20 protein-coding genes are annotated in these 21,607 nt (G+C 72.4%); 11 read left to right on the forward strand and 9 right to left on the reverse strand.

The genetic code is table 11. The annotated features are described in order from the left end of the window. Positions 1-13 precede the first annotated feature (13 nt). Positions 14-715: a nitroreductase family protein gene (locus ACH4K4_RS17055; RefSeq protein WP_398168062.1), complete on the forward strand. Its 702-nt coding sequence runs from the start codon at positions 14-16 to the stop codon at positions 713-715. Positions 716-1,077: 362 nt separating this feature from the next. Continuing rightward, on the forward strand, positions 1,078-1,803 hold the full coding sequence (locus ACH4K4_RS17060) for a transglycosylase SLT domain-containing protein (protein ID WP_398168064.1): 726 nt from the start codon (positions 1,078-1,080) through the stop codon (positions 1,801-1,803). Positions 1,804-1,877: 74 nt separating this feature from the next. Here ACH4K4_RS17060 and ACH4K4_RS17065 read toward each other — a convergent pair whose 3' ends face one another. Further along, positions 1,878-4,487 carry an FHA domain-containing protein gene (locus ACH4K4_RS17065; protein ID WP_398168065.1) on the reverse strand — a complete coding sequence of 870 codons (2,610 nt, stop codon included), beginning with the start codon at positions 4,485-4,487 and terminating at the stop codon, positions 1,878-1,880. A gap of 230 nt (positions 4,488-4,717) precedes the next feature. Here ACH4K4_RS17065 and ACH4K4_RS17070 point away from each other — a divergent pair, with 230 nt between their 5' ends. Then, positions 4,718-6,475, forward strand: a complete 1,758-nt coding sequence (locus ACH4K4_RS17070; RefSeq protein ID WP_398168066.1) for a streptophobe family protein — start codon at positions 4,718-4,720, stop codon at positions 6,473-6,475. An 83-nt stretch (positions 6,476-6,558) separates the two neighbouring features. After that, entirely contained in the window at positions 6,559-7,806 is a 1,248-nt protein-coding gene (gene serB, locus ACH4K4_RS17075; RefSeq protein ID WP_398168067.1) for a phosphoserine phosphatase SerB, read from the forward strand. Positions 7,807-7,898: 92 nt separating this feature from the next. On the opposite strand, the gene ACH4K4_RS17080 is transcribed toward serB, so the two are convergent. The 4 genes from ACH4K4_RS17080 to ACH4K4_RS17095 form a co-directional block, all read right to left on the reverse strand. Continuing rightward, a complete protein-coding gene (locus ACH4K4_RS17080; RefSeq protein WP_398168068.1) occupies positions 7,899-8,417 on the reverse strand; it encodes a SixA phosphatase family protein in 519 nt (172 codons plus the stop codon). Positions 8,418-8,515: 98 nt separating this feature from the next. Beyond that, complete coding sequence (locus ACH4K4_RS17085; RefSeq protein ID WP_398168069.1) at positions 8,516-8,725, reverse strand: hypothetical protein; 210 nt, start codon at positions 8,723-8,725, stop codon at positions 8,516-8,518. A 184-nt stretch (positions 8,726-8,909) separates the two neighbouring features. Next, positions 8,910-9,026 (reverse strand): SGM_5486 family transporter-associated protein, encoded by a 117-nt coding sequence (locus ACH4K4_RS17090; RefSeq protein ID WP_398168071.1) that lies wholly within the window; start codon positions 9,024-9,026, stop codon positions 8,910-8,912. A 4-nt stretch (positions 9,027-9,030) separates the two neighbouring features. Beyond that, a complete protein-coding gene (locus ACH4K4_RS17095) occupies positions 9,031-10,380 on the reverse strand; it encodes a CynX/NimT family MFS transporter (RefSeq protein WP_398168072.1) in 1,350 nt (449 codons plus the stop codon). A gap of 144 nt (positions 10,381-10,524) precedes the next feature. Here ACH4K4_RS17095 and ACH4K4_RS17100 point away from each other — a divergent pair, with 144 nt between their 5' ends. Continuing rightward, positions 10,525-11,208, forward strand: coding sequence for a FadR/GntR family transcriptional regulator (locus ACH4K4_RS17100; protein WP_398168074.1), 684 nt, complete (start codon positions 10,525-10,527; stop codon positions 11,206-11,208). Between the two features lie 99 nt (positions 11,209-11,307). On the opposite strand, the gene fabI is transcribed toward ACH4K4_RS17100, so the two are convergent. Together fabI and fabG are read right to left on the reverse strand one after the other, a co-directional pair. Beyond that, a complete protein-coding gene (fabI, locus tag ACH4K4_RS17105; RefSeq protein ID WP_398168075.1) occupies positions 11,308-12,078 on the reverse strand; it encodes an enoyl-ACP reductase FabI in 771 nt (256 codons plus the stop codon). Positions 12,079-12,083: 5 nt separating this feature from the next. After that, complete coding sequence (gene fabG / locus ACH4K4_RS17110) at positions 12,084-12,788, reverse strand: 3-oxoacyl-[acyl-carrier-protein] reductase (protein ID WP_398168077.1); 705 nt, start codon at positions 12,786-12,788, stop codon at positions 12,084-12,086. Between the two features lie 206 nt (positions 12,789-12,994). On the opposite strand from fabG, the gene ACH4K4_RS17115 reads away from it, so the two are divergent. The 4 genes from ACH4K4_RS17115 (at position 12,995) to tyrS (ending at position 18,855) form a co-directional block, all read left to right on the forward strand. Continuing rightward, a complete protein-coding gene (locus ACH4K4_RS17115) occupies positions 12,995-14,527 on the forward strand; it encodes a TldD/PmbA family protein (protein WP_398168078.1) in 1,533 nt (510 codons plus the stop codon). After that, entirely contained in the window at positions 14,524-15,924 is a 1,401-nt protein-coding gene (locus tag ACH4K4_RS17120) for a metallopeptidase TldD-related protein (RefSeq protein ID WP_398168080.1), read from the forward strand. Before ACH4K4_RS17115 ends, ACH4K4_RS17120 begins: the two co-directional genes overlap by 4 nt. 53 nt (positions 15,925-15,977) lie before the next feature. Then, positions 15,978-17,288 (forward strand): IS701 family transposase, encoded by a 1,311-nt coding sequence (locus tag ACH4K4_RS17125; RefSeq protein ID WP_398168081.1) that lies wholly within the window; start codon positions 15,978-15,980, stop codon positions 17,286-17,288. A 163-nt stretch (positions 17,289-17,451) separates the two neighbouring features. Then, a complete protein-coding gene (tyrS, locus tag ACH4K4_RS17130; protein WP_398168082.1) occupies positions 17,452-18,855 on the forward strand; it encodes a tyrosine--tRNA ligase in 1,404 nt (467 codons plus the stop codon). Positions 18,856-18,910: 55 nt separating this feature from the next. On the opposite strand, the gene ACH4K4_RS17135 is transcribed toward tyrS, so the two are convergent. Continuing rightward, positions 18,911-19,189 (reverse strand): GlsB/YeaQ/YmgE family stress response membrane protein, encoded by a 279-nt coding sequence (locus ACH4K4_RS17135; protein ID WP_365848081.1) that lies wholly within the window; start codon positions 19,187-19,189, stop codon positions 18,911-18,913. A gap of 218 nt (positions 19,190-19,407) precedes the next feature. Here ACH4K4_RS17135 and ACH4K4_RS17140 point away from each other — a divergent pair, with 218 nt between their 5' ends. Together ACH4K4_RS17140 and ACH4K4_RS17145 are read left to right on the forward strand one after the other, a co-directional pair. Continuing rightward, a complete protein-coding gene (locus tag ACH4K4_RS17140) occupies positions 19,408-19,782 on the forward strand; it encodes a DUF3099 domain-containing protein (protein ID WP_398168083.1) in 375 nt (124 codons plus the stop codon). Between the two features lie 265 nt (positions 19,783-20,047). Next, the gene (locus ACH4K4_RS17145; RefSeq protein ID WP_398168683.1) at positions 20,048-20,320 is read left to right on the forward strand and encodes a hypothetical protein; all 273 of its coding nucleotides are present in this window, start codon (positions 20,048-20,050) and stop codon (positions 20,318-20,320) included. Between the two features lie 88 nt (positions 20,321-20,408). On the opposite strand, the gene moaA is transcribed toward ACH4K4_RS17145, so the two are convergent. Further along, positions 20,409-21,398: a GTP 3',8-cyclase MoaA gene (moaA, locus tag ACH4K4_RS17150; RefSeq protein WP_398168084.1), complete on the reverse strand. Its 990-nt coding sequence runs from the start codon at positions 21,396-21,398 to the stop codon at positions 20,409-20,411. Between the last annotated feature and the right edge of the window lie 209 nt (positions 21,399-21,607).

Here is a 21,607-nt window from a genome sequence, read left to right on the forward strand (position 1 = left end):
CCAGACTCGGAGCATGTCGACACCAACGAGGAACTGGACACCGACCCACGGCGCTCCCTACCGGTCGGTGCCGTACCGCCCGGAGCGGCTGCCCGCCGGCGAGTCGCTGACCCGCGCCGCCGAGCTGCGCGAGCGGATGGACCGGCGGCGGACCGTACGGCAGTTCTCCGCCGACCCGGTACCGGAGCAGGTGGTGAAGGACGCCATCGCCTGCGCGGCCACCGCGCCCTCCGGCGCGCACCAGCAGCCCTGGACGTTCGTCCTGGTCAAGGACGAGCAGACGCGGCGCCGCATCCGGGAGGCGGCGGAGGAAGAGGAGCGGATCTCCTACGGGGGGCGGCTCGGCGAGGAGTGGCTGGCGGCGCTGCGCCCGCTGGGCACGGACGAGGTCAAGCCGCACCTGACCGACGCGCCCCATCTGATCGTGGTCTTCCAGCAGCGGTACTGGCTGGGCGAGGACGGGGCCAGGCACAAGCATTACTACGTGGACGAGTCGGTGGGCATCGCGGTCGGCATGCTGCTGTCCGCGCTGCACCTGTCGGGTCTGGCCGCGCTGGTGCACACGCCGAGCCCGATGCGCTTCCTCCAGGAGGTGCTGGGGCGGCCCGCGAACGAGAAGGCGTTCGCGGTGATTCCGGTGGGATATCCGGCCGAGGACTGCCGGGTACCGGATCTGGTTCGTAAGTCCCTGGACCAGGTCATGGTGGAGATCTAATTCACTGACACAGTGTGCGAGTGCAATCACGCCGGGCAACTAAACCCGTTGCCCGGTGTGACGCCGCACATAGGACCCAGGTCACTTACGAACACCCCTAGTGGCCTTGCACGGCCCGTACGACCTTTGGCCGATACGGGGTAGACCTGGGGCGTACCCCGGGATGACGACGGGGCGAACCCGTGGCTGACGCGATATCCGCGCGCCGGGTTCCACTATCCACGATCGTATATCGGCTCTTTGCTCGGCGAATTTCCGGCCGCTAACAATGACTCCCGTCGCTCGGCGCCGTGGACAGATCTCGGCGTACACCGCCTTCCCGGCCACAGCGGCGCTCCCCATTGGAAGAGGTCTGACTCCGCATGCCCAAGCACGCCATCCCCGGCTACGCCCGCCTGAACCGGACGCACAAGCTCTCGGCCGCCGGCGTCGCCGCAGCCGGTGCCGCTGCCCTGGTCTTCGCCGTCGTCCCGGGTTCGGCCGGCGCCGAGCAGGGCCACGACAAGGCCGCCCAGAACGTCAAGCCGGTCGCCTTCAGCGCCGTCGACGACGCCGCCAAGGCCCAGCAGGACAGCATCACCAAGCAGGCGGACGCCTCCGCCCAGCAGGCCGAGAAGGACGCCGCCGACGCCAAGAAGAAGGCCGCGGACGAGGCCAAGGCCAAGGAGGAGGCCGACGCCAAGGCCAAGGCCGAGCAGGAGCGCAAGGACCAGGAGGCCGCCAGCCGGTCCGCCGACCGCGCCGCCGCGCCCGCCCCCAAGACGTACAGCAACGACCTGGACGGCTGGATCCGCGAGTCGCTGGACATCATGCAGAAGCACGGCATCCCGGGCTCGTACGACGGCCTCTACCGCAACATCATGCGCGAGTCGACCGGCAACCCGCAGGCCGTCAACGGCTACGACTCCAACGCGCAGCAGGGCACCCCGTCCAAGGGCCTGCTCCAGGTGATCGACCCGACCTTCCAGGCGTACCACGTCGAGGGCACCTCCTGGGACATCTTCGACCCGGTCGCCAACATCGTCGCCGCCTGCAACTACGCGGCCGCGACCTACGGCTCCATGGACAACGTGAACTCCGCGTACTGAGCCGGACGCACAACCGCCGAGGGGCGGCACCCGCTGCGGGTGCCGCCCCTCGGCGGTTGTCGTCGTGCCGCGCGTTACTTGCGCATGACCTCGGGCTCGTGGCGGCGCAGCAGCCGGGCCACGACGAAGGCGAGGGCCACGCCGAGCGCGAGGAGGATGACCAGGTCCATCCCGTAGACGCTCGCCTCGTGCTTCCACAGCGGGTCGGGGTTGCCCGCCTCCCATGGCAGCAGCGTGTTCATGTCGGCGGTCGCGCCCATCGCGGCCACCGCCCAGCGCGACGGCATCAGCCAGGCCACCTGGGCGACGCCGACGGTGTCGAACAGCTGGAAGAGCACGCCGGTGAAGACGACCTGGACGATGGCGAACATGACCAGCAGCGGCATGGTCTTCTCGGCGGTCTTGACCAGCGCCGAGATGATCAGGCCGAACATCATCGAGGTGAAGCCGAGCGCGATGACGGCGAGCGCCATCTCGACCGCCGGCAGGTCCTTGAACAGCACGCCCTCGGTGGGCATCTTGCGCGGGGTGAAGCCGATCGCCGCGATGATCACGCCCTGGACGGCGGTGACCACGCCGAGCACGATCACCTTGGACATCAGGTACGCGGACCGGGACAGGCCGGTGGCCCGTTCCCGCTCGTAGATGACCCGCTCCTTGATCAGCTCACGGACCGAGTTGGCGGCGCCCGAGAAGCACATGCCGACCGCGAGGATCAGCATGATCGTGCTGGCGTCGCGGTTGGGGCCCTTGGGCCCGTACGCCAGGCCGTGCTGGCTGGGGATGAGGATGGAGACCACGCCGAGCACCGCCGGCAGGATCAGCATCAGGCCGAGGAAGCCGCGGTCGGAGGCGAGCACGGAGACGTAGCGCCGCATCAGGGTCCACAGCTGCGAGCCCCAGCTCTGCGACTTCTGCATCCGGACCGGGGGTGCCTGGACGGAGACCGACTGCGGGGCGACGGCGTCGATGTCCGCGGCGTACATCTGGTAGTGCGGGGAGCCGCGCCAGCGGCCCATCCAGTCGTAGTCGCGGTAGTTCTCGAAGGCGGAGAAGACGTCCGCCCAGGAGTCGTACTGGAAGAAGTTCAGCGCCTCCTCCGGCGGGCCGAAGTAGGCCACGCCGCCGCCCGGCGCCATCACCAGCAGCTTGTCGCACAGTGCCAGCTCGGCGACGGAGTGGGTGACCACCAGGACCGTACGGCCGTCGTCGGCGAGGCCGCGCAGCAGCTGCATGACGTCGCGGTCCATGCCCGGGTCCAGGCCGGAGGTCGGCTCGTCCAGGAAGATCAGGGACGGCTTGGTCAGCAGCTCCAGGGCGACCGAGACGCGCTTGCGCTGGCCGCCGGACAGGGAGGTGACCTTCTTGTCCTTGTGGACGTCCAGCTTGAGCTCGCGCAGCACCTCGTCGATCCGGGCCTTGCGCTCGGCCTCGGCGGTGTCGCCGGGGAAGCGCAGCTTGGCCGCGTACTTCAGGGCTTTCTGGACGGTCAGCTCCTTGTGGAGGATGTCGTCCTGCGGGACCAGGCCGATGCGCTGGCGCAGCTCGGCGAACTGCTTGTAGAGGTTGCGGTTGTCGTAGAGCACGTCGCCCTGGTCGGCGGGCCGGTAGCCGGTCAGCGCCTTGAGCAGGGTGGACTTGCCGGAGCCGGACGGGCCGATGACCGCGACCAGCGACTTCTCCGGGACGCCGAAGGAGACGTCCTTGAGGATCTGCTTGCCGCCGTCGACGGTGACGGTCAGGTGGCGGGCCGAGAAGGAGACCTCGCCGGTGTCGACGAACTCCTCCAGCCGGTCGCCGACCAGCCGGAAGGTGGAGTGGCCGACGCCGATGATGTCGTTCGGGCCGACCGGCGCCTTGCCGGACTTCGGGACCGGCTGGCCGTTGATGTACGTGCCGTTGTGGCTGCCGAGGTCGTGTATCTCGAAGCGGCCGTCGGGCGTGGCCCGGAACTCGGCGTGGTGCCGGGAGACCTGGAGGTCGGAGACGACCAGTTCGTTCTCCAGCGCGCGGCCGATGCGCATGACGCGGCCGAGGTCGAGGCGGTGGAAGGTGGTCGGGCTGCGGTCGCCGTAGACCGGCGGGGCGGTGGCGCGCTCCCGGTCGGCGGGGGACTGCTGGGCCACGGGAGGCTGCTGCGCCACGGGGGGCCGGCCCTGGGGCGGCTGTTGCGGGGCGTACGGGGCCTGGGGCGGCTGGTTCCAGCCCTGCTGCGGAACCTGGTGGGCCGGGGCCTGGTGGTGGGCGGGCGCCTGGTGGAACGGCGGCTGCTGGGCCTGCGGCGGCGCGGCCCAGCCGGGGCCGCCCTGGTGCTGCGGGGCCTGGTGCTGCGGCGGAGCCATCGCGGTCTGCGCGCTGTGGACGCCGGCGGCGGGCGCGGCGCTGCCCGACAGGGTCAGCCGGGGACCGTCCGTGGCGTTGCCGAGGTGCACCGCCGAGCCGGGGCCGATCTCCAGCTGGTGGATCCGCTGCCCCTGGACGTACGTGCCGTTGGTGCTGCCCTGGTCTTCGATGACCCAACTGCGTCCGCCCCAGCGCACGGTGGCGTGGCGCCAGGAGACCCTGGCGTCGTCCAGCACCATGTCCCCCTGCGGATCACGGCCCAGGCTGTAGGACCGGGACGGGTCGAGCGTCCAGGTCCGTCCGTTCAATTCGAGTACGAGTTCAGGCACTCCATGCCCCATTACATAGTCCCCCGAGTGACGCCCTGTATGGGAAGTCTAGGGATGGCGAACATCGTGAGGAACTATTTCAGGCGCGCTGCCCGGAGCCAAAAAACCGGGCCTGGCTAGGTCTGGACCCCCTTCCGTTGACGACGGCGAAACACCAACGGACAGTGGTAAGCACCCATGGATGCGCACGGATCATGGGATCGGGCGCGTTTGGGGCGACTCGGACGGATCGGGGGCTGTCGATGACCGCCGGGGACACCGCACGGATCCGCTGGGGCGACGTCGTCCTGTCCGCCGTCGCAGCGGTCAGCTGGGCTTTCCTGGCGATGGCCGGGGTGGCGGCGCTGGGGCTGCACCTGCTGGGCGCCGACGCGGCGGCCTCGCTCGGCCCGATGACGGCCGCGGCGGTGGTGCTGGCCGTCGGCGGCTCGGTGACGCCGTCGGGCGACGTGAGCGCCTTCGGGCTGTCGGGGCAGGCGGCCGGATCCGCCGTTGACTTCGCGCCGTTGGGCGTGAGTCTGGTGGGCGCCCTGGTGCTGGGGTGGGTGTTCGCGCGCTCGCTGCGGCGGGTCGGCGCGACCGTACGCGGCGGCGAACTGGCCGCCAGGGCCGGGACATCGGCGGTGCTCTTCGTCGCGCTGCTGGCCTTCCTGGCCTGGGCCGGACACGACTCCGTAACGATCGACGGCAAGACGCTGGCCGGGCTGGGCGGGCTCACGGACGACGGGGGCTCCGGCGGGAGCGGTGACGGCGGTCTGCTCGACGAGCTCCGGGAGGGCCTCGGGCTCGGCGACGGCGGCTCCGGGGGGCTGGCGGACCGGCTCGCCGACCTCGCGGGCGCCGAGGCGTCCGTCGGGTTCGCGGTGAACACCGGCGCCTCTCTGGTGGGCGGCGCGCTGTGGGTGCTCGGCGTCCTCGCCGTCACGCTGCTGGCGGCCCGGCGGGCGCCGCTGCCCCGCGCGCTGGACACCCTGCACCGGGTCGTACGTCCCGCGGCTTCGGCGCTGGTCACCGTGTCGCTGATCGCGGTGGCCGCCGGGCTGGCGGCGGCCGGGTACGCGGCCATCGGTGACGACCATCCGCGCCGGGTGCTGGGCGCGGCGCTGCTCGCCGCCCCGAACGGCGTATGGCTCGCGATTCCGCTGGGCCTCTTCGTCCCCTGGTACGGCAGCGCGTCCGGCGTCCTCACCCGGTTCCTGCCCGACCCGTTGGACCGGCTGCTGGACGGGCGTGACGACGCGCCGCTGACGATCGGGCGGCTGGCCGAGCTGGATGGGCGGGTCTGGCTGTTGCCGGTCGCCGCCGTGCTGACGATGCTGCTGGCGGGCGTGTTCACGGCGGTCCGCACACCGCGCGGCGGCGCCCGGACGCTGCCGTTCGCGCTGCGCTGCGCGGTAGGGCTGGGGGCGCTGTCCGCGCTTACGCTGCCGCTGCTGGTGCACCTGACGGGCGTCTCGGCGAACGCGAGCCTGTCGGTCTTCGGAATCGACGCCTTCGGGGCCGGCCTGGAACTGCGCGGCAGCATCGCCCCGGCGTTCGCGCTGGGGGCCGCTTGGGGCGCCGCGGCGGGGCTCGTGGGGGCGCTGTCGGCCTGCGCGACCGGGGCGGCGGGGCGGCGGGCGGTACGGCTGCCGGAGCGCGCGGCACCGGCGCCGCCGGATACGGGGGGATACGGGTACGGCCGGGACCCTGCCGCGCAGAGCGGCGCCCCGGGGTACGGCCGGCAGGAGCCCCGCGACTACCCCGGCGCCGCCTACGGGCCGGGACCGTACCGCCCCGCCCCCTCCTACCGGCCCCCGAACGCCGGCACGAACCCGTACCTGCGCCCGCCACCGGAGCAGCCGCCCCTGGATTCCGCGCCGACCGAACGCGGCCTGCGGCCGCCGTCCCCTCCCCCGCGGCCGGCGGCGCCTCCGGAGCCGCGCGGCAGGCCGCGTCGGCGGTGGGACGAGCCGCCCGACGAGCCACCGCCGCCCGGGCGCCCGGGCGGAGGGCGCTGAGAGCCCGCGCCCGCACGGGGGAAGCGTCCGTACCACGGACACCTGTACGGGAGCCGGCGCGGGTTGGTTACCGTAAGAGCACCATGAGCGCATCGCAGACCCCGCCTGCCACCGCCGTACCGGGCGATGACGTACCGACCCTTCTCGTCAAGATCTTCGGAAAGGACCGGCCCGGCATCACCGCCGGACTCTTCGACACCCTCGCCGCCTACTCCGTCGACGTCGTCGACATCGAGCAGGTGGTGACCCGCGGCCGCATCGTCCTGTGCGCCCTGGTCACCTCCCCCGCCCCGGCCGGCGGCGCGTCCGGCGCCACCGAGGGCGACCTGCGCGCCACCGTGCACAGCTGGGCCGAGTCGCTCAACCTCCAGGCCGAGATCATCTCCGGCACCGGCGACAACCTGCCGCGCGGCCTCGGCCGCTCGCACGTCACCGTGCTCGGCCACCCGCTCACCGCGGAGTCCACCGCCGCCATCGCCGCCGCGATCACCGGCACCGGCGCCAACATCGACCGGATCTTCCGACTGGCCAAGTACCCGGTCACCGCCGTGGAGTTCGCCGTCTCCGGCGCCGCCACGGACACCCTGCGCACCACGCTGGCCATAGAGGCGGCCGCGCTCGGCGTGGACGTCGCGGTGGTCGCCGCGGGCCTCCAGCGCCGCGCCCAGCGCCTCGTCGTCATGGACGTCGACTCCACCCTCATCCAGGACGAGGTCATCGAGCTGTTCGCGGCGCACGCGGGCTGCGAGCCGGAGGTCGCCGAGGTCACGGCCGCGGCGATGCGCGGCGAGCTGGACTTCGAGCAGTCGCTGCACGCCCGCGTCGCGCTCCTGGCGGGGCTCGACGCGTCCGTCGTGGACATGGTGCGCAAGGAGGTACGGCTCACGCCCGGCGCGCGGACGCTGGTGCGCACCCTCAAGCACCTCGGGTACCAAGTCGGCGTCGTGTCGGGCGGGTTCACCCAGGTAACCGACGCGCTCCAGGAGGAGCTGGGGCTCGACTTCGCGTCCGCCAACACGCTGGAGATCGTCGACGGGAAGCTCACCGGCAAGGTGACCGGCGAGATCGTGGACCGGGCGGGCAAGGCCCGGCTGCTGCGCCGCTTCGCGCACGAGGCCGGGGTGCCGCTGGCGCAGACCGTCGCGATCGGTGACGGCGCCAACGACCTGGACATGCTGAACGCGGCGGGGCTGGGCGTCGCCTTCAACGCCAAGCCGCTGGTCCGCCAGGCCGCGCACACCGCGGTGAACGTGCCGTTCCTGGACACCGTCCTCTACCTGCTGGGCATCACCCGCGAAGAGGTCGAGGCGGCGGACACCCACGACGACTGAGACCCGTACGAACGAGACCCGCATACGGGTGAGGGCTCCGGCGCGCACAGGCGCCGGAGCCCTCCTCCGTTCGCGGCGGCCGGGTTACCGGCTCAGGCGTGCGGCGCCCAGAAGGACACCAGGCGGCCGACGCCGTGCTCGACCGCCTTCCAGGAGCCGGTGAAGGTCAGCACGGCGATCGCGGAGGTGGGAAAGCCGCTGCGGTTCATCCGGGACAGCAGGTCGCCTTCCGCCTCGCCCGCCAGCGCGTCGGCGAGCCCGTGCATGCCGGGGTTGTGCCCGACCAGCATCAGGTCGTGCACGTCGTCGGGGGTCTCGTTCAGCACGGCGATCAGTTCGCCGAGGGAGGCTTCGTACAGCCGCTCGTCGTAGACGGTCCTGGGGCGCTGCGGCAGCTCGCCCACGACGAGCTTCCAGGTCTCGCGCGTACGCACGGCGGTCGAGCACAGGGTCAGGTCGGGGGTGATCCCGGCTCCGGCCAGCCAGTGGCCGGCGGCCGGGGCGTCCTTGCGGCCGCGTTCCGCGAGGGGACGCTCGTGGTCGCTCTCCTGCGACCAGTCGGCCTTGGCATGGCGGAGAAGGACAATCCGGCGAGGTGTTTCGGCGCTCATGTGTCCCAGCTTCGCATGAAACGCGGCGCGGGGCGCGAGGTGTTGGGGCGCTCCCTCCGCAGGGTGAACGCGCTCCGCCCCGGCCCGGGCACCGGCCCTCAGGAGGCGATGCCGGCGATCCGCGCGAGGAATTCGAGCACCGGTGCCAGGCTCTGGGACGGGCTCACCGCGTGCGCCGAGGACGGCGCCGCCATGACGCAGAGCAGCGTGACGAAGGAGACGACGGCGAGGGCCAGGGCCCACCACGGCAGGCCGGTGCGCACACCCCGGCCACGGGGGACGGACGGCCTGCTGGACGCGGCGGACATCTGAGGGCCTCCGGGGGTTCGTGGGACGGCGCGGCCGCGTGGTGCGGCCGCGCCCACCGCAGCGGCACGGTGTACTGCGAACCTACGTGCCCACAGCGGCCGTTCCCACCCGGTACGCCACCCACTTCCCCCTGAGCCTGGCCCCCTAGGGGACGGTGGGGATTACCCCACCCCCGGGGCCGCGTCAGGGAGAGGCGAGGCTCGCGACGACGGCGATGAGCGCGGTCACGCCGAGCATCACGCCCAGCACGATGAGGAGCTTCTTCTGTCCGCCCGGCGGATTGGGTTCGAGCACTGGCATGGGTTCAGTGTCGCACCCTCGCCTCGTCCTCCACCCGGCGGTCCCGGCCCGCGAGCATCCCCACCGCCATCTGCGGCACCGTCAGCCCGGCCATCAGCGCGATCGGCGCTCCCCAGCCGCCGGTGTGCTGGTAGAGCGCGGCCACCAGGAGCGGTCCGGGTATGGAGATCAGGTAGCCGGTGCTCTGCGCGAACGCGGACAGCCGTACGACGCCGTCGGCGCTGCGCGCACGCATCCCGATCATCGTCAGGGCCAGCGGGAAGGAGCAGTTGGCGACGCCCATCAGCAGGGCCCAGGCCCACGCGCCGGCGGCCGGGGCCAGCCACAGGCCGGCGTATCCGGCCAGCCCGCACACGCCGAGGCCCACGGCCAGGGGGCCCTGGTGCCGCATCCGGGCCGCCACCCGCGGCAGGACGAAGGACAGCGGTACGCCCACCGCCATGGTGACGGCGAGCAGCACGCCCGCGGTGCCCGCCGAGACCCCGGCGTCGCGGAAGATCTGCGGCATCCAGCCCATGGTGATGTACGCGGCGGTGGCCTGGAGGCCGAAGAAGACGGCCAGCGCCCAGGCGGTGGGCGACGTGGTGACGCGCAGGCCCGGTGCGGCGTCCCGCGGCGCGGGTCCGGCGTCCGGCGCCACCTGTTCCGCGCCCTGTACGCGGGTACGCCGCCGGCCGCGCACGATCACCAGCCAGGTCGGCGCGGCGACGGCGGCCACCACCGCCCACACCGCGAGGCCCGCCTGCCAGCTGCCGCCGAGCGCGGCCGTGACGGGGACGGTGAGCGCGGCGGCGAGCGAGGTGCCCAGGGCCAGGGACATCGAGTAGAGGCCGGTCAGCGGGCCGACGCGGTCGGGGAACCAGGTCTTGATGACCACCGGCAGCAGGACGTTGCCGACCGCGATGCCCGCCAGGGCCAGCGCGGTGGCGGCGAGGAAGCCCGGGGTGCCGCCGGCGAAGGGGCGCACGACGACGCCCACGGCGATGACGGCCAGGCCCGCGCAGACGACGGCGCCGGGGCCGAAGCGCCGGGCCAGCCGGGGCGCCGCGGTGCCGAAGACGGCGAAGCACAGGGCCGGTACGGACGTGAGCAGCCCGGCGACGGTCGCGCTCATGCCGAGCCCGGACCGTACCTCCGCCATGAGGGGGCCGAGGCTGGTGATGGCCGGGCGGAGGTTGAGGGCGGCCAGCACCAGGCCGGCGAGGACGAGGAACGGCAGCCCTCGCCGGGCGGCCGGGGCGCGGGCCGGTTCCGGCGTCGCGGCCGCCCCGGGGTCCGCGCCCGTGCGCCGCTCCTGCGGGGTGTCCGGGGCCCCGCTGCCGGGGCCGAGGGTCGCGAGGGAGTCGTCTGTCATGGACAGCATCATAGAATCATGGGATGAATGGCTGTCCAATGCTTATGTGCCCGGGTTCCGCCGGTTCCCCGCGCCCCGGCACTCGCTATCCTCACGCGGTGCCCCCCGCCGGACCCCCGGTCCCCGTACCCCTGGAGCGCTGACATGCCTCTGACCTCGCCCCGGCGCTCCGCGCTGGCGGACCAGGTGATCGCGCAGCTGCGGTCGCAGATCACCTCAGGCGAATGGCCGGTGGGCTCCCGCATCCCGACCGAGCCCGAGCTGGTCGAACAGCTCGGCGTGGCCCGCAACACCGTCCGCGAGGCCGTCCGCGCGCTGGCCCACAACGGCCTGCTCGACATCCGCCAGGGCTCGGGCACCTACGTCGCGGCGACCAGCGAGCTGGCCGGGGTGATGAACCGGCGCTTCGCGGACGCCGACCCGGAACACATCGCCGAACTGCGCAGCGCGCTGGAGGCGGCGGCGGCCCGGCTGGCCGCCCGGCGCCGCACCGACCAGGACCTGCGGCAGCTCGACGCCGCCCTGGACCGGCGCGAGCGGGCCTGGGAGTCCGGCGCGGCGACCGCCTTCGTGGAGGCCGACGCGACACTGCACATGGCGGTCGTCGCGGCCTCGCACAACGACGTGCTGGCCGAGCTGTACGCCGACCTCGGCGGCGTACTGCGCGAATTCCTCCGCGCCGACGTGGGCGACGTACTGCGGCCCGAGGCACACGTGGACCACGCGCGGCTGGTGGCGGCGATCCGGGCCGGCGACCACGAGCGGGCCGCGACCGAGGCCGGCGCGCACCCCTTCGGCTGCCGGCTCGGCGCCCGCAGCGGCGGCTGAGCCGTACCCGTAGGCACGCGCCCCGCACAACGCGACGCTGCCCGCCCCGGCGGACCGGGACGGGCAGCGTTGCGGCGTTCTGGGCGCTTACGGGGCGTGTCAGGCACCCATCATGTGCACGCCGCCGTCGACGTGCACGATCTCGCCGGTGGTGTTCGGGAAGAAGTCCGACAGCAGGGCGACGACGCCGCGGCCCGCCGGCTCCGGGTCGGCCAGGTCCCAGCCGATCGGGGCGCGGTTGTTCCACACGTCCGCCAGCTCCTCGAAGCCCGGGATGGACTTGGCGGCCATCGACTTGATCGGGCCGGCCGAGACGAGGTTGCTGCGGATGCCCCGCGGGCCCAGGTCGCGGGCCAGGTAGCGGCTGGTGCTCTCCAGGGCGGCCTTGGCCACGCCCATCCAGTCGTACTTCGGCCAGGCGATCTGGGCGTCGAAGGTGAGGCCGACGACCGAGGAACCGCGGCCCATGAGGGGCAGGCAGGCCATGGTCAGCGACTTCAGCGAGTACGCCGAGACGTGCACCGCGGTGGACACGTCCTCCCAGGTCGCCTCCAGGAAGTTGAAGGCGCCCTGCGGGCCGAAGGCGATGGAGTGCACGATGCCGTCGATGCCGGCGTTGTCGCCCTGGTGCTCGCGGATCTTGTCCGCCAGGCCGTCCAGGTGCTCCTGGTTGGTCACGTCCAGCTCGATGACCGGCGCTTCCTTGGGCAGCCGCTTGGCGATCCGCTCCACCAGCGACAGCCGGCCGAAGCCGGTCAGGATGACCTCGGCGCCCTCGTTCTGGGCCACCTTGGCGGTCTGGAAGGCGATCGAGGATTCGGTCAGTACGCCCGTGACGAGGATGCGCTTGCCTGCGAGGATTCCACTCATGCTGATCAGTGACCCATGCCCAATCCGCCGTCGACGGGAATGACGGCTCCGGTGATGTACGCGGCCTCGTCGGAGGCCAGGAAGCGGACCGAGGCGGCGATCTCCTCGGGCTGCGCGTAGCGCGCCAGCGGCACCTGCTTCACGATGCCCTCCCGCTGCTCGTCGGTGAGCGCGCGGGTCATGTCGGTGTCCACGAAGCCGGGCGCGACGACGTTGACGGTGATGTTGCGGCTGCCCAGCTCACGGGCGAGGGAGCGGGCGAAGCCCACCAGGCCCGCCTTGGAGGCGGCGTAGTTCGCCTGGCCCGCGGAGCCCAGCAGGCCCACGACCGACGAGATCAGCACGACGCGGCCCTTGCGTGCCCGCAGCATGGCGCGGTTGGCGCGCTTGACCACCCGGAAGGTGCCGGTGAGGTTGGTGTCGAGAACCGAGGCGAAGTCCTCCTCGGACATCCGCATCAGCAGCTGGTCGCGGGTGACGCCGGCGTTGGCCACCAGCACCTCGACCGCGCCCTGCTTCTCCTCGATCTCCTTGTACGCCCGCTCGACCTGCTCGGCGTCCGTGATGTCGCACTTCACGGCCAAAAATCCCTCGGGCGGCTCCCCCGAGCGGTAGGTGATGGCGACCTTGTCGCCTGCCTCGGCGAAGGCCCGGGCGATGGCGAGGCCAATGCCGCGGTTGCCTCCGGTGACCAGAACCGAGCGGCTCAAGAGATCACCCTTTCCGTGTCCTGTCCGACCTGCGTTCGCTACGAAACTATCGGTCACCGGCCTCTTACGGAGAATCGAGCACGGACAGGCGCGCGCGCCGGTCACTGTCGGGTCCCTACAGAAGGCGCCCCGTACGGTGCCCCCGCGGGGTGGGCCGGGCGCCCCGGGCAGGGCATGATTCATGGCGCCGACCACGGGAGGACACCTTGCCTGCCACACCTCGTTCGATCGACGAGACCTTCCTCGCGCTGCCGTTGCACGCGCTCGCCGACGCCGCACTGGCGCGGGCCCGCGCGCTGGGCGCCGACCACGCGGACTTCCGCTTCGAGCGGGTGCGCGGCGCCTCCTGGCGGCTGCGGGACGCCAGGACCGCGGGCACATCCGACTCCACGGACACGGGCTACGCGGTGCGCGTGGTGCACGGCGGGGCCTGGGGCTTCGCCTCCGGCGTCGACCTGACGATGGACGCCGCGGCGCGGGTGGCCGGGCAGGCGGTGGCGATGGCGAAGCTGTCGGCCAAGGTGATCCAGGCGGCCGGCTCCGCGGAGCGGGTGGAACTGGCCGACGAGCCGGCCCACCCGGACCGGACATGGATCTCCTCGTACGAGATCAACCCCTTCGACGTACCCGACGCGGACAAGGCCGGACTGCTCGCCGAGTGGAGCGCCCGGCTGCTGGCCGCGCCGGGCGTGGCCCACACGGACGCCTCGCTGCTGACCGTCCAGGAGAACAAGTTCTACGCGGACACCGCGGGCACCAGCACCACCCAGCAGCGGGTACGGCTGCACCCGGAGCTGACAGCGGTCGCCGTGGACCCGGCGACCGGCGAGTTCGACTCGATGCGCACCCTCGCCCCGCCGGTGGGCCGCGGCTGGGAGTACCTGACCGGCAACCACTACGACTGGCACGCCGAACTGGACCGGATCCCGGAACACCTCGCCGAGAAACTGCGCGCTCCGAGCGTCGAGCCGGGCCGCTACGACCTGGTCGTGGACCCGTCCAACCTGTGGCTGACCATCCACGAGTCGATCGGGCACGCCACCGAACTGGACCGGGCCCTGGGCTACGAGGCGGCGTACGCGGGCACCTCCTTCGCCACCTTCGACCAGCTCGGGAAGCTCGCGTACGGCTCCGAGGTGATGAACGTGACCGGCGACCGCACCGCCGAACACGGCCTGGCCACCATCGGCTACGACGACGAGGGCGTGGCCGCACAGTCCTGGGACCTGATCAGGAACGGCACCCTGGTCGGCTACCAACTCGACCGGCGCACGGCGAAACTGACCGGCTTCGAACGCTCCAACGGCTGCGCCTACGCCGACTCCCCCGCACACGTCCCCGTACAGCGCATGGCCAACGTATCCCTCCGCCCCGCCCCCCAGGGCCCCTCCACCCGAGACCTGATCTCCGGCGTGGAACACGGCATCTACGTCGTCGGGGACCGGTCGTGGTCGATCGACATGCAGCGGTACAACTTCCAGTTCACCGGCCAGCGCTTCTTCCGTATCGAGCACGGGCAGTTGGCGGGGCAGTTGCGGGACGTCGCCTATCAGGCGAGTACCACCGACTTCTGGGGGTCGATGGCCGCGGTGGGCGGGCCGGGTACCTATGTGCTGGGCGGGGCCTTCAACTGCGGCAAGGCGCAGCCGGGGCAGATCGCGGCCGTCTCGCACGGGTGCCCGGCCGCCCTGTTCACCGACGTCAGCATCCTCAACACCACGCAGGAGGCCGGGCGATGAGCCGCCGTACGGGTACGAACGCGCCCCACGAGATCGTCGAGCGGGCCCTGGAGCTGTCCCGGGCCGACGGCTGTGTCGTCATCGCCGACGAGCGCTCCAGCGCCAACCTGCGCTGGGCGGGCAACGCGCTGACCACCAACGGCGTCACCCGCGGGCGGTCGCTGACGGTGGTCGCCACCGTAGACGGCGCCCAGGGCACCGCCTCGGGCGTGGTGTCCCGGTCCGGGGTGACCGCCGCCGAGCTGGAGCCGCTGGTCCGGGAGGCGGAGGCGGCGGCCAGGGAGGCGGGGCCGGCCGAGGACGCCGGGCCGCTGGTTTCCGGGGCCGCGCCGTCGCCGCACTTCACCGACGCGCCGGCCGAGACCTCCTCCGCGGTCTTCGAGACCTTCGCGCCCGCGCTCGGCGAGTCCTTCAAGCGGGCCGGTGTCGGCGGGCGGGAGCTGTACGGCTTCGCGTACCACGGGGTCGTCTCGTCCTACCTCGGTACGTCCACGGGGCTGCGGCTGCGCCACGACCAGCCCACCGGGACGCTGGAGCTGAACGCCAAGTCCCCCGACCGCACCCGGTCCGCCTGGGCGGGCCTGGCCACCCGGGACTTCACCGACGCCGACCCGCTGGCCATGGAAGCGGAGCTGGCGACCCGGCTCGGCTGGGCGGCGCGGCGGATCGACCTGCCGGCCGGGCGGTACGAGACCCTGCTGCCGCCGACCGCCGTCGCCGACCTGCTCGTGTACCAGCAGTGGTCCGCGACGGCCAGGGACGCCGTGGAGGGCCGTACGGTCTTCTCGCGGCCCGGCGGCGGCACGCTCGTCGGCAGCAAGCTCGCCGAGCTGCCGCTGACGCTGCGCAGCGACCCGGGCGCGCCCGGCCTGGAGTGCGCGCCCTTCGTCCTGGCGCACGCGTCCGGCGACGACGCCTCCGTCTTCGACAACGGGCTGCCCCTGGAGCCGACCGACTGGGTCCGCGACGGTGAGCTGTGGCGGCTGGTGGCCACCCGGCACAGTGCCGGGCTGACCGGGCTGCCGGTGGCGCCGGGCATCGACAACCTGATCATGGACGGCGGCGGCAGCCGGTCGCTGGAGGAGATGGTGGCGGGCACCGAGCGGGGGCTGCTGCTGACGTGCCTGTGGTACATCCGCGAGGTGGATCCGGCGACGCTGCTGCTCACCGGGCTGACCAGGGACGGCGTCTACCTGGTCGAGAACGGCGAGGTCGTCGGCGAGGTCAACAACTTCCGGTTCAACGAGTCGCCGGTGGACCTGCTGTCGCGGGCGGTGGAGGCGGGCCGTACGGAGCGCACGCTGCCGCGTGAGTGGAGCGATTACTTCACCCGCGCCGCGATGCCCGCCCTGCGGGTCCCGGACTTCAATATGAGTTCGGTCAGTCGGGGGGTCTAGTAGTGCTTCGTTAGCTCTGCCGATCTTGCCTGGTCAGGAGCATGCTGGCAGGTATGAGGCTCGGGGAGGTGGAACGGCTCCGGGGTGAGTTGGCGGAGTTCGTTGCCGATGTGTGCGGTTCGCTGCCGCGGCGGGATCAGCGTCGCTGGGGCGAGTGCTACCTGCGGGGTTTGATGCTGGACGGGCGGCGCAAGTCGATCCAGCCGATGGCGGGTCGGCTGCCGGACGGGAACATGCAGGCTCTGCAGCAGTTCGTGAACCAGTCGCCATGGGAGTGGGAGCCGGTGCGGCGGCGCATCGCCCGCCGCTTGACGGAGGCGGTCCGCCCCGAGGCATGGGTGATCGATGATGTGGCCTTCCCCAAGTGCGGCAAGGCCTCGGTGGGGGTGGCCCGGCAGTACTGCGGGACGCTGGGCAAGCAGGCCAACTGCCAGATCGCGGTCAGCATCCATGCGGCCACCGATACCGCCTCCTGTCCGCTGCAGTGGGCCCTGTTCCTGCCCCGGGAGTGGGCGGCGGACCGGACCCGGTGCCGGACGGCGGGGGTGCCGGAGGACATCGGACATGTTCCCAAAAGCCGGCTGGCGCTGGATCTGCTGGACCAGCTCCTTGGCTGGCAGCTGTCCCCGCAGGTGATCGTGGCCGATGCCGGTTACGGTCGCAGCGTCTCCTTCCGCTTCGCGCTGGAGAGCAGGGGGCTGTCCTATGTGGTGGCCGTCGATCCCAAGGAGGTCGCCCGGCCGGCCGAGGCAGAGCCGCATCTGCCGGTCTATGGCGGGCTGGGACCGCCGGCACTGCCGCGTTATCGCACCCCGGCCCGGCCTCTGCCCGACCTGTGCGATGCGGCGACGGCCTTCACCCAGGTGGCCTGGCGTGAGGGCAGTAAGGGCCCGCTGACCTCACGCTTCGCCGTGCTTCAGGTGCGGCCGTCGGGCAAGGAGGCCAGCCGCGTCGCCCAGGAGCAAGGCGGCGGCCGCAACCGCTGGGACGGCGTGCTGCCCGCGCGGACGCTGCTGGTCGAATGGCCCGAGGACGCCCCGGAACCCACCGGCTACTGGATCTCCAACCTGCCTTCCAGCACCCCGCCCAAGGAGTTGGTGCGGTGGGCGAAGATGCGCTGGCGCATCGAGCACGACTACCGCGAACTCAAGCACGGGCTGGGCCTGGACCACTTCGAAGGCCGCACCTGGCGCGGCTGGCACCACCACGTCACCCTCGTCACCGCCGCCCAGGCCTTCCTCACCCTCCGGCGCCTGGACCCAAAAGCCCGCACACCGGCCTCACCCTCTACCAAGCCCTCGACGCCCTACAAGGTCTCCTACGGTGCTGGGCCGGCACCTGCACCACCTGCGGCCGCCCCCTGACCCGAGCCAGAACCTAACGAAGCACTACTAGGGGCCGGGTACGGGTACCGGCCCCACCGGCCGGGGCCGGTCGCCGGCGAGCGGGCGCCGGGGGCCGGTCACCGGCTCTAATAGACTCTTCCCTCGTCCTCCCGTCAGGGAACACCGACCGATCAGGAACGCCATGACACGCCTCGGCGAATCCGTCGCCCGCGCCAGCTCGCTGCTCTCCGCAGACCTCTCCGCCGACGCCACCGTCGCGGAGCTGCTCAAGGAGACGGGCGAACGGCGCTATCTCGACCTGACGGACCTGCCCGCCAAGGAGCAGGCCGAGCTGATCGCCTCCCGCACCGTCGAGGTGCTGCCGGGCGTTGACCGGCTCGCGCAGCGGATCGAGGAGCGCCGGGCGGCGGGCAAGGGCCTGCACATCAAGCTGGGCATCGACCCGACGGCGACCGACGTCCACCTCGGCCACGCCGTACCGCTGATCATCCTCAGCCGGTTCCAGCGGCTCGGGCACGACGTGACGCTGATCATCGGCGACTTCACCGCCAAGATCGGCGACCCCTCGGGCCGTACCGCCGAGCGCCCGCCGCTGACCGACGAGGACATCGCCGCCAACCTGGCGAGCTACCGCGACCAGGTCCGGCCGTTCTTCGACTTCGACAAGGTCAGCTTCCGGCAGAACAGCGAGTGGCTGGCCCCGTACACCTTCCCCGAGCTGCTGGGGCTGCTCTCGCAGGTGCCGGTCTCCCAGCTGCTCCAGCGCGAGGACTTCAGGAACCGCCTCGCCGCGGGCTCCGGCCTGACGATGACGGAGCTGCTGTACCCGATCGCGCAGGGCCTGGACTCGGTGGCGCTGGAGTGCGACGTGGAGCTGGGCGGCGCCGACCAGCTGCTCAACCTCCAGATGGGCCGCAAGCTCATGGAGCTGCGGGGGCAGCAGCCGCAGCTGGTCGTCACGATGCCGCTGATCGAGGGCACGGACGGCACCGGCGCCAAGATGTCCAAGTCCAAGGGCAACTACGTCGGCCTGAACGCGCCCGCCGACGACGTCTTCGGCAAGATCATGTCGGTCCCGGACCGGCTGATGGAGCCGTACCTGAAGGCGTGGACGGAGTGGACCGACGAGGAGGTCGCCGCCGCGCTGGGCCGGGTCGCGGACAAGACCCTGCACCCGATGGACCTGAAGAAGATCCTGGCGGGCGAGGTCGTGACGGCGCTGTACGGCCTGGAGGCGGCGATGGCCGCGCGCGCCGGGTTCGTCGCGCAGTTCTCGAAGAAGACCTTCGCCGACGTCGGCACGCTGCCGGTGGTGGACGTCGCGGAGCACGGCGCCGAGACGGTGGCCGCGGTGCTGACGAAGGTCCTGGAGTTCACGCCGAGCGCCTCGGCGGCCCGGCGGCTCGCCAAGCAGAACGCGCTGCGCCTGGTCGTGGAGACCGGCGAGGGCCAGCAGGCGCTGGTGCTCGCCGAGGCCGAGGCGATCCGGCCGCTGGGCGAGGTGCTGGCCGAGAAGCTGGCCGGCGCCCCGGGGGCGGCCTACCTGAAGGCGGGCCGCAAGCTGGCACAGCTCGAAGGCCGGTAGGCGCGAACGGCCGGTGCGCGCGGTGTGCGCACCGGCCGTCCCGCGTCCGGGCCCGTCAGGTCGTTTCTCTCCCGTGGCCGCGTACGGCCGCCCAGAGCCGGTCGCCGACGGCGACGACCACGACCGCGCCGACCAGCTGCAGCAGGTGCCGCGTCCAGTCGATGCCCTTGGTGTCGTTCACCCCGATGCCGGTGGCCAGCCAGTTGCCCAGCACGCTGCCGAGCATGCCGAAGACCACGGTCAGCCACAGGGGGATCTGCTGCTTGCCCGGGAGGATCGCCTTGGCGATCAGGCCCAGCACAAGGCCCACGATGATTGCCCACAACCAAGTCATGTCGCCTCCTAAAGCGGCGCGCGCACGCGACCGTGCCCAGCCAGTTTCGCCCCGTTCGGGCTACGCCGCACGCCGGAGCGGACCGTACGCGCCACTGCGGTAAGGACCCGGCTCCCGCGTATCGCGCCCCGGTCTCGAAGGCTGCGCAGGCGCGGCGTAACGTGGGAACGGTGCGGAACCGGGGAGAATCCGGCACGACAAGCAGGTGGTGGAACGTGATGCGGAAGCAGACCGGCGCCCAGGCCTTCCGGATCACCGGAGCGCGCCAGGGGCTGACCGAGGACGTGCGCGGCAGGCAGCGCCGTTATGTGATCTCGATGTCGGTGCGGACGGTGGCCGTCGTCCTCACGGCCGTGCTCTGGAACATCGAGCGTCACGTGGCCATCGCCACCCTGGTGCTCGGCATCGTGCTGCCCTACGTGGCGGTCGTCATCGCCAACGCGGGCCGGGAGAACGTACGTTCACTTCCGTCCACCTTCATACCGGCGCCCACCCGGCCGATGCTGGGCCCCTCGGGCACCGGCAGCCCGGCGGAACCCGTCCCGGAAGCAGCCGGGCCGGATGTGGACGGGCAGCGCCGCGAACGGAGTTGAGCCGGCCGCGGTGTGCAAAGCTCAAGAAAAGCTCAGATCAATCATGCGGTTCCGGTGCACCGGGCCCACTCCTGCGTGACATACTGCGTACGCGCTCCGCATCCCCCGTCGGAGCGACGGACCGACGCCGGGCGGCTCCCCCCGTGGCTGCCCGGCGTCGCCATGTCCGGACCAGTGGCGACGTAGGGTTGAGGCTGTGAACTCCCCTGACGCCCCGCACTCCGCCGACGCCTCCGGCGGCGCCGCATCCCCGCAGTCGCCCGGCCTGCCGGGCTTCCCCGGCCTGTCCGGCGGCGCGCCGGACGCCGTCCCCGGCCCGCCGGTCTGCTCGGCCAAGGGCTGCCGCGCCGCCGCCGTGTGGGTGCTGGCCTGGAACAACCCGAAGCTGCACTCGCCGGAGCGCCGCAAGACCTGGCTCGCCTGCGACGAGCACCGCGAGCACCTGTCCAACTTCCTCGGGTTGCGCGGGTTCTTGAAGGACGTCGTGACGCTGGAGGAGTGGGAGCGGGCCGCCGGGGACCGCCCGGCCGAGGGCTGACCCCGCCGCCATTGGTCGGGCCACTGGCGGCAGAGGTCCCGGGCCCGCCGGCCCGGCCGCCCGCCGCCGGTCCGGCCGTCTGCCCCGCTCAGCCGCCGATCGCCGACATCGGGCGCTCGGGCTGGAGGAACGACGGGTCGTCCAGGCCGGACCCCGCCTTCTTGCCCCACATCGCCTGCTTCCAGATGCGGGCTATCTCCGCGTCCGGGGCGTCGGAGCGCAGAGCGGCGCGCAGGTCCGTCTCCTCGGTGGCGAACAGGCACGTACGGACCTGGCCGTCGGCGGTCAGGCGCGTACGGTCGCAGGCGCGGCAGAACGGGCGGGTGACGGAGGCGATGACGCCGACGCGGTGCGGGCCGCCGTCCACGGTCCAGCGCTCGGCGGGCGCCGAGCCCCGCTCCTCCTGGCCCTCGGGGGTCAGCGTGAAACGGGTGCGCAGCGACGCGAGGATGTCGCCTGCGGTGATCATGCCGTCGCGCTTCCAGCCGTGCTGTGCGTCGAGTGGCATCTGCTCGATGAACCGCAGCTCGTAGTCGTTGGCGACCGCCCAGGCGAGCAGGTCGGGTGCCTCGTCGTCGTTGAGCCCCGGCATCAGGACGCTGTTGACCTTGACCGGGGTCAGGCCGGCGGCGCGGGCCGCCTCCAGGCCGCGCAGCACGTCCTCGTGGCGCTTGCGGCGGGTCATGGCCCGGAAGACCTCCGGGCGCAGCGTGTCGAGGGAGACGTTGACGCGGTCCAGGCCGGCGTCGCGCAGGGCGGCGGCCGTGCGCTCCAGGCCGATGCCGTTGGTGGTCAGCGACATCTGCGGGCGGTTCTCCAGCGCGGCCACGCGCTCGACGATGCCGACGAGGCCGGGGCGCAGCAGCGGCTCCCCGCCCGTGAAGCGGACCTCTTCGATGCCCAGGTCGGTGACGGCTATGCGGATGAGTCGGACGATCTCGTCGTCGGTGAGCAGGTCCGGTTTGGCGAGCCATTGCAGGCCCTCTTCCGGCATGCAGTACGTGCAGCGCAGATTGCACCGGTCGGTCAGAGAGACGCGCAGATCGGTGGCCACGCGACCGTAGGTGTCGATGAGCACTGAAGCCCCCTGCCCGAGTCCGATCAGTTCAGTTCGAGCCTACGCGATGGGTCTGACAACGAGCACGGATGAGATGTCACGAGGCGGGTGGGGGGGGGGGGGGGGGGGCCCCCAACCCCCCCCCCCCCCCCCCCCCAACCACCCACCCCCCGGCCAGGGGGCCCCCCGGGCCGACCAACCCCCCCCACCCCAACCCCGGCAAAAAGTAC

The sequence above is a fragment of the Streptomyces sp. NPDC017529 genome (assembly GCF_044329785.1).
GTDB lineage: Bacteria > Actinomycetota > Actinomycetes > Streptomycetales > Streptomycetaceae > Streptomyces.

Excerpts from the sequence above, each read along its gene's own strand:
- ACH4K4_RS17070 (WP_398168066.1), top strand. The coding sequence starts at position 4,718 with ATGACCGCCGGGGACACCGCACGGATCCGCTGGGGCGACGTCGTCCTG.
- fabI (WP_398168075.1), bottom strand. The coding sequence starts at position 12,078 with ATGAGTGGAATCCTCGCAGGCAAGCGCATCCTCGTCACGGGCGTACTG.
- ACH4K4_RS17090 (WP_398168071.1), bottom strand. The coding sequence starts at position 9,026 with ATGCCAGTGCTCGAACCCAATCCGCCGGGCGGACAGAAGAAGCTCCTC.
- ACH4K4_RS17135 (WP_365848081.1), bottom strand. The coding sequence starts at position 19,189 with ATGACTTGGTTGTGGGCAATCATCGTGGGCCTTGTGCTGGGCCTGATC.
- ACH4K4_RS17085 (WP_398168069.1), bottom strand. The coding sequence starts at position 8,725 with ATGTCCGCCGCGTCCAGCAGGCCGTCCGTCCCCCGTGGCCGGGGTGTG.
- ACH4K4_RS17065 (WP_398168065.1), bottom strand. The coding sequence starts at position 4,487 with ATGGGGCATGGAGTGCCTGAACTCGTACTCGAATTGAACGGACGGACC.
- tyrS (WP_398168082.1), top strand. The coding sequence starts at position 17,452 with ATGACACGCCTCGGCGAATCCGTCGCCCGCGCCAGCTCGCTGCTCTCC.
- ACH4K4_RS17100 (WP_398168074.1), top strand. The coding sequence starts at position 10,525 with ATGCCTCTGACCTCGCCCCGGCGCTCCGCGCTGGCGGACCAGGTGATC.
- ACH4K4_RS17140 (WP_398168083.1), top strand. The coding sequence starts at position 19,408 with ATGCGGAAGCAGACCGGCGCCCAGGCCTTCCGGATCACCGGAGCGCGC.
- serB (WP_398168067.1), top strand. The coding sequence starts at position 6,559 with ATGAGCGCATCGCAGACCCCGCCTGCCACCGCCGTACCGGGCGATGAC.
- ACH4K4_RS17080 (WP_398168068.1), bottom strand. The coding sequence starts at position 8,417 with ATGAGCGCCGAAACACCTCGCCGGATTGTCCTTCTCCGCCATGCCAAG.
- ACH4K4_RS17120 (WP_398168080.1), top strand. The coding sequence starts at position 14,524 with ATGAGCCGCCGTACGGGTACGAACGCGCCCCACGAGATCGTCGAGCGG.
- ACH4K4_RS17055 (WP_398168062.1), top strand. The coding sequence starts at position 14 with ATGTCGACACCAACGAGGAACTGGACACCGACCCACGGCGCTCCCTAC.
- ACH4K4_RS17095 (WP_398168072.1), bottom strand. The coding sequence starts at position 10,380 with ATGACAGACGACTCCCTCGCGACCCTCGGCCCCGGCAGCGGGGCCCCG.
- ACH4K4_RS17125 (WP_398168081.1), top strand. The coding sequence starts at position 15,978 with ATGAGGCTCGGGGAGGTGGAACGGCTCCGGGGTGAGTTGGCGGAGTTC.
- ACH4K4_RS17060 (WP_398168064.1), top strand. The coding sequence starts at position 1,078 with ATGCCCAAGCACGCCATCCCCGGCTACGCCCGCCTGAACCGGACGCAC.